Source organism: Notoacmeibacter marinus (assembly GCF_002238045.1).
Taxonomy (GTDB): domain Bacteria; phylum Pseudomonadota; class Alphaproteobacteria; order Rhizobiales; family Rhizobiaceae; genus Notoacmeibacter; species Notoacmeibacter marinus.
Genome location: NZ_NBYO01000001.1, coordinates 1568260 through 1575000 on the forward strand (window position 1 = coordinate 1568260; position 6741 = coordinate 1575000).

At 60.8% G+C, this 6741-nt stretch carries 4 protein-coding genes (1 of these 4 only partly in view); 2 read left to right on the top strand and 2 right to left on the bottom strand.

From position 1 onward, the window contains the following. Positions 1 to 211: 211 nt before the first annotated feature. Complete coding sequence (clpB, locus tag B7H23_RS07570; RefSeq protein WP_094076679.1) at positions 212 to 2815, top strand: ATP-dependent chaperone ClpB; 2604 nt, start codon at positions 212 to 214, stop codon at positions 2813 to 2815. Positions 2816 to 2870: 55 nt separating this feature from the next. Here the strand turns inward: clpB and B7H23_RS07575 are convergent, their stop codons facing one another. After that, the gene (locus B7H23_RS07575) at positions 2871 to 4907 is read right to left on the bottom strand and encodes a putative bifunctional diguanylate cyclase/phosphodiesterase (protein WP_094076680.1); all 2037 of its coding nucleotides are present in this window, start codon (positions 4905 to 4907) and stop codon (positions 2871 to 2873) included. A 288-nt stretch (positions 4908 to 5195) separates the two neighbouring features. Here B7H23_RS07575 and B7H23_RS07580 point away from each other — a divergent pair, with 288 nt between their 5' ends. Beyond that, positions 5196 to 6554 (top strand): L,D-transpeptidase family protein, encoded by a 1359-nt coding sequence (locus B7H23_RS07580; protein ID WP_094076681.1) that lies wholly within the window; start codon positions 5196 to 5198, stop codon positions 6552 to 6554. A gap of 112 nt (positions 6555 to 6666) precedes the next feature. On the opposite strand, the gene B7H23_RS07585 is transcribed toward B7H23_RS07580, so the two are convergent. After that, a protein-coding gene (locus tag B7H23_RS07585; RefSeq protein ID WP_094076946.1) for a M23 family metallopeptidase crosses the window boundary here: on the bottom strand, positions 6667 to 6741 show its end. Its footprint extends 1881 nt past the window's final position; 75 of the gene's 1956 nt are visible here — the last part of the coding sequence; its start codon lies beyond the right edge, outside the window — the gene reads right to left on this strand; the stop codon is at positions 6667 to 6669.

The window sequence follows — 6741 nt, forward strand, 5'->3', positions numbered from 1 at the left end:
CGCGGTTTTTCTTTGCCAGGACAGTTTTTGGCGACCCGGGACTGCCGTTCCCAGCTGCAAGATTTTCGCTGTGTCGCCAGCCGCATGCGCTTGGAATTGCTGCTTGGCACACCCATATTTCTTTCGAAACCGGAAGCGCCTTCAAGGGCTTCCAGTCGTTCATCACCGAACCGGCGCCCGACGGGCCGGAGAGGGGAAGGAGACCAGAAGAATGAATATGGAAAAATACACCGAGCGCGTGCGGGGATTCGTGCAGGCGGCCCAGACTGCTGCCGTCACGCGCAACAACCAGCAGCTTCTGCCGGAACATCTGCTCAAGGTTCTGATCGACGATGAGGAAGGCTTTGCCGCCTCGCTGATCGACCGTGCCGGCGGCGATTCGAAAGCCATTCGGATGGCCGTCGACGCCGCGCTGAACGCGCTGCCACAGGTCGAGGGATCGGGCGCGTCGCTCTATATGAGCCAGCCGCTTGCAAAGGTTTTCGCGACCGCTGAGGAACTGGCCAAGAAGGCCGGCGACAGCTTCGTTACGGTGGAGCGTCTTCTGACGGCGCTCGCGGTGGAGAAAAGCGCGAAAACCGCTGAAATGCTAAAAAAGGCGGGCGTGACGCCCGTTGCCCTGAACCGCGCCATCGAGGATGTCCGGCAGGGCCGCACGGCCGATTCCGCGTCGGCCGAACAGGCCTATGATGCACTGAAGAAATATGCCCGTGACCTTACGGAAGACGCAAAAGCCGGACGCCTCGATCCGGTGATCGGGCGGGACGACGAGATTCGCCGGACGATCCAGGTGCTGAGCCGGCGGACCAAGAACAATCCGGTGCTGATCGGCGAGCCGGGCGTTGGCAAGACCGCCATCGCGGAGGGTCTTGCCCTGCGCATCATCAATGGCGACGTGCCGGAGAGCCTCAAGGACAAGCGCCTTCTGGCGCTCGACATGGGCGCGCTGATCGCCGGCGCGAAATATCGCGGCGAGTTCGAGGAGCGCTTGAAAGCTGTTCTGTCCGAGGTCCAGTCCGCCAGTGGACAGATCGTTCTTTTCATCGACGAGATGCACACGCTGGTCGGCGCCGGGAAGGCCGATGGCGCCATGGACGCCTCGAACCTTCTCAAGCCGGCCCTGGCGCGCGGCGAACTGCACTGCGTCGGCGCAACCACGCTGAATGAGTATCGCAAGCATGTGGAGAAGGACGCAGCGCTCGCGCGGCGTTTCCAGCCGGTCTTCGTCTCCGAACCGACCGTCGAGGATACCATTTCGATCCTGCGCGGGCTGAAGGAGAAGTACGAGCAGCACCACAAGGTGCGGGTCTCCGACTCCGCGCTGGTGGCCGCCGCGACGCTCTCCAACCGCTATATTACCGACCGGTTTCTGCCGGACAAAGCCATCGATCTGGTCGATGAGGGCGCCTCTCGCCTGCGCATGCAGGTCGATTCCAAGCCGGAAGCGCTGGACGAGATCGACCGGCGCATCATGCAGCTGAAGATCGAACGCGAGGCTCTGAAGAAGGAAACCGACGCGGCGTCGAAAGACCGTCTCGCGCGGCTCGAAAAGGAATTGTCCGATCTGGAAGAAGAAAGCGATTCGCTGACCAGCACGTGGATGGCCGAAAAGGAGAAGCTGGGTCTGGCCGCCGATCTGAAAGGCGAACTGGATGAAGCGCGCAACGAGCTTGCCATCGCCCAGCGATCCGGCGAGTTCCAGAAGGCGGGCGAACTGGCTTATGGCAAGATCCCCGATCTGGAGCGCAAGCTCGCCGAGGCGGAGGCCCATGAAGGCGAAGCCGGATCGATGGTCGAAGAGACTGTTACGCCCGACCATGTCGCCGGGGTCGTTTCCCGCTGGACGGGCATTCCTGTCGACAAGATGCTGGAAGGCGAGCGCGACAAGCTGCTGCGCATGGAAGACGAGATCGCCAAGCGCGTCGTCGGCCAGGGCGAGGCGGTGCAGGCGGTGGCGAAAGCGGTTCGCCGCGCGCGCGCCGGTCTGCAGGATGCCAACCGGCCGATCGGCTCGTTCATGTTCCTCGGCCCGACCGGGGTCGGCAAGACCGAACTGACCAAGGCGCTGGCGAACTTCCTGTTCGACGATGAGAGCGCGATGGTCCGCATCGACATGAGCGAATTCATGGAGAAGCATTCCGTCGCGCGGCTGATCGGCGCGCCTCCCGGCTATGTCGGTTACGACGAGGGCGGTGTGCTGACCGAGGCGGTGCGCCGGCGACCCTATCAGGTCGTCCTGTTCGACGAGGTGGAGAAGGCCCATCCCGACGTCTTCAATGTGCTGCTCCAGGTGCTCGACGATGGCCGGCTGACCGACAGCCAGGGCCGCACCGTGGATTTCCGCAACACGCTGATCATCATGACCAGCAATCTGGGTGCGGAATATCTCGTCAATCTCGGCGAGGGCGAGGATGTCGAATCGGTTCAGGATCAGGTCATGGGCGTGGTGAAAGCCGCGTTCCGGCCGGAATTCCTCAACCGGATCGACGAGGTGATCCTGTTCCACCGTTTGCGTCGCGCCGATATGGGCGCCATTGTCCGCATCCAGCTTGAGCGGCTGGAGAAGCTTCTGGCCGATCGCAAGATCAGGCTGGAACTCGGTGAGGATGCCATCGAATGGCTGGCTGAGAAGGGGTACGACCCCGCCTATGGCGCACGGCCGCTCAAGCGCGTGATGCAGAAGGAACTGCAGGACCCGCTCGCCGAAAAGATCCTAATGGGCGAGGTTCTGGACGGATCTCAGGTCAAGGTTGGCGCCGGATCGGACCGCCTGACATTCCATACGGCTCCCACCGACGCCAAGGAAGCGGCATGACACTGCACTTTTCGAACTAACTTCGAGGGCCGCCATCTGGCGGCCCTTTTCCGCTCTAAGCGGAACGTTTGCCGGCCGCTTGCCTGTCTCCCTTCGTGCCGTCGACGTCTGTCTTCGTTTTTCCGGGCTCGTTCCGGCGCATGACATTCGCGACGCTTTTCAGGATATGACCTTCCACCATATCGCTACTCATGGGCTCGGCGTAGAAATAGCCCTGAATTTCGTTGCATCCCGCCATCTCGGCAGAGTTCCGCTGGGCTTCGTTCTCCACGCCTTCCGCCGTTACGCGCAGCTTCATGGTCCGTCCTAGCGTGGCGATCGTCTCAAGGACGAAATTCACCGTCTCGCTCTGATCGAGCTGGGATACGACGGACCGATCCACTTTCAGCTTGTCGAAGGGGAAGCGCCAGAGCGAACTGAGGCTGGAATATCCCGTGCCGAAATCGTCCATGGCGATCTGGACGCCCAGGGTCTTCAATTCGTGCAACTGCCGTTCGATGGCGGCCACATCGTGGTCGCGGATGAACATGCTTTCGGTAATTTCCAGCTCGAGTCGGCTCGACCGAAGGCCTGACTGGGCTAACGCCGCTTTCACGGTTTTGACCAGATTGCCGTCGAACTGCTGGACGGAGAGGTTGACCGCCAACTGCAGGTGTTCGGGCCATGCGGTCGCTGTCTGGCAGGCGCGCTGGAGGATGCTGGCGCCGAGCCGGGGCATCAGGCGCAGTTCTTCGGCTAGCGGGATGAACTGATCGGGCGACACATATCCATTGGCGCCGTCCGGCAAACGGGCGAGGGCCTCGAAACCGCACAGCGCTCCGAGATTCGCATCGTGCTGGGGCTGGTAAAACACCTCGATCGTATCGTCTTCGACCGCCGCGATCAGCAGGTCGCGCATCTTCTGTCGGGTTCGGACAAGGTTCTCCATGGCCGGCTCGAACATCGCAGCCCGATCCTTGCCCTGGGCCTTGGCGTGATAGAGGGCCGCATCGGCGCGCGACAGCGCCAGATTGGCCGTCTCGTCGTCTGAAATCGTCTTGAGAATGTAGGTGCCGATACTGGCGGTGACGTGAACCTTGACCTTGCCCAGCTCCGTTATCTGGCGCACGGCTTCCGCCAGGCGATCGGCCAGACCGAGCGCGATGTCGCGGTCATGGACATCGGTCTGGATCACGGCGAATTCGTCACCGCCCAGCCGCGCCAGCAGATCGTCCTTTCGAATGGAACGAAGCAATGCATCGGTAACCGTGCGCAGCAATTCATCGCCGACGCCATGGCCGTAGCGGTCGTTAACAGTCTTGAACCCGTCCAGATCGATCATGTGAATGGCGGTTCGGGCGTCGACCTGCCGCCTGCCCTGGAACATCTTTTCGAGACGCTGGTGAAACACTTCGCGATTGGCAATTCCGGTCAGAACGTCGTGATGAGCCAGGTGGAAAGCACGGTCGCTGGCGCGCTTTTCCTTCTTCAAGAGGCGAGCGGTATAGACCGAATGGAGCATCGCGATGAGGCAGAGAACCAGGGTGAGGCCCAGATTGGGGTATAGCGCCTGGGCAAAAATCTCGCGTCGCGCGGTCTGATCGACATAAATTTCGGCGACGCCCGCAACCGTGCCGCCGCGTTCGATGGGCACGTAGCTTTCCGCGTAGAAATCTGGCTGGTCAGAGCCTTCGCCGGCATTGCGAAGATTGGTATGGCGGGAGCCTTGCAGGATATCAGCCGCGACATGCGGTTCGTGCTCGAAAAGAGATTCGGCGTTGTGCAGATGGGCGTGCCGGTCGGAGACCAGTTTCAGGTTTCCCTGCGCATCGTAAAGATTGAAACGGAAGATACTGCCTTCCTTGGCAATGATATCCAAAGTTTGGCGTTGCTGCGTCGAAAGAGACCGTTCGGCGAGAATAGTATCCATCAGATCCGCCTGAACGATGAAAGCGTCCGCCCATTGTTCGGCGATTTGACGGGCATCATCATCCAGGAGTCTGTCGATGGCGCGGAAGGAATAAATCGCGCCGAACGTGAACAACACCACCATGACGAACAGAACGGAAGATCTGACGAATGAGGCGGATTGAATTGTTTGCCGTTCGACCATTGCGAGCTCCGTTCCAGATCACCAGCGGGCTCAACTATGGGTAGAATCGTTCAATTATGTCTTAATCAGGTCCGGCCGTCTTTAATTCAGGGGACCGCTTTGAAACCTGCGGGTGCGGTACATTTATAACAACGGATCAGCTCGCCTCTGGAGGGGCGTTTACCCTTCGTTGACCATACGCGTCCCAAAAAAGGACATGCCCTGCAACGTTTTGCCGGGTTTCGCTGTTTTCATGCCAGGTTCATATTATCTCAACCATACTGGCCGGGCCATTGGGAGATTTCGATCATGCGAATGCGTGTTGCGACACTGACAGCGAGCGCTTTGGTGCTTCTGACGAGCAGCGTGATGCCGGCTTCTGCGCAGATACGCGCCGATGTGGTGATCGGGCAGAACGGGGAACGGATCTTTCTGGACCCACGGACCGGGGAGGTTCTGACCGTACAACCGCCGTCCGAGGTTCGGAGACTGCCGCCGGAACCGCAATTCGAACCGTTCCAGCGCGAGGAGGACATTCGCGACATCATCCGCGCCGAACGGCAGGCCGAACGACAACGACAACAGGAATTGCGCGCGGCTATGCAGCGGGAACGGGAGCGGACGGCGGAACGGTTGCGTGAACAGCGGGCCGCCCTTCCGGAGCAGGTTCCCGTGATACCCGATCCGCAGATGGGGACGACGCTTCCGGATGCCGTCGCGTCGACCGATGACGCGAACACAGCGACCGGTGCGGTACAGAGTCCGGGCTCGATTTCCGAGCCGGCTCTTCAAGCGCCCAAATCCACAAAGCCCAGCCTGGCTCCCGGCAAGATGACGGTTGCGAAAGCCCAGATTCTCCTCGACCGAGTCGGCGCATCGCCCGGCGTGATCGATGGGGTGAAAGGGCAGAATGTGCTCTACGCTATGGACAGCTGGCGCCGGTTGACCGGCGAACTCGTCGATTTCACCGATGAAAGCGCCATCGAAAAAGCGCTTCAGGCACGCGGCGGAGATGCTTTCGTCGACTATACCATCACTTCGGAAGACGTTTCGGGGCCCTATGTCGCGGCGATCCCCTCGGATTACGGCGAGAAGGCAGCCATGCCCGCCATGCGCTACACATCGGCGCGTGAAGCCATCGCTGAGCGGTTTCACATGGATGAAGACTTCTTGGAGAGCCTCAATCCCGATGCCGATTTCGGCCGACAGGGCGAAGTCATCCGCGTAGCCAGCACGGGCACGCCGAAATCCGGCAAGGTCACCCGTATCGTCGCCGACAAGAGCCGCGAGCAGGTTGTCGCCTATGATTCGTCGGGGCGTCTAGTCGCCAGCTATCCATCGACCATCGGTTCGGCCGATACCCCTTCACCCTCCGGGACCGTCAAGGTGGAGCGGATCGCAATCAATCCGAACTACACCTACAATCCGGAAAAGAATTTCAAGCAGGGCGACAATGACGAGATTCTGACGATACCGCCGGGGCCCAACGGACCGGTCGGCACCGTCTGGATCGCGCTGTCCAAACCCAGTTATGGCATTCATGGCACGCCGGAGCCGAGCAAGATCGGCAAGACGTCCAGCCATGGGTGCGTGAGACTGACCAATTGGGACGCCAAGGAATTGGCGAAGATGGTCTCGCCGGGAACGACGGTCGAATTCAAGGAGTGATCGCAGATCATCGCCTGGGTAGCCGCGTTGGGACAGGCGGGCCTTTTCATGGGAGCAGCCGCGGCGGCTTTTCTCCATCAATCGCGGCTGGCTCCGGGCGGTCTTTCTCCGATTACCCTGCGGCGGCGATCTGCTGTGCTTCGCGCTGGCGCAATATGGCGTCGATCCGCGACTTCTCGGTCTCGAA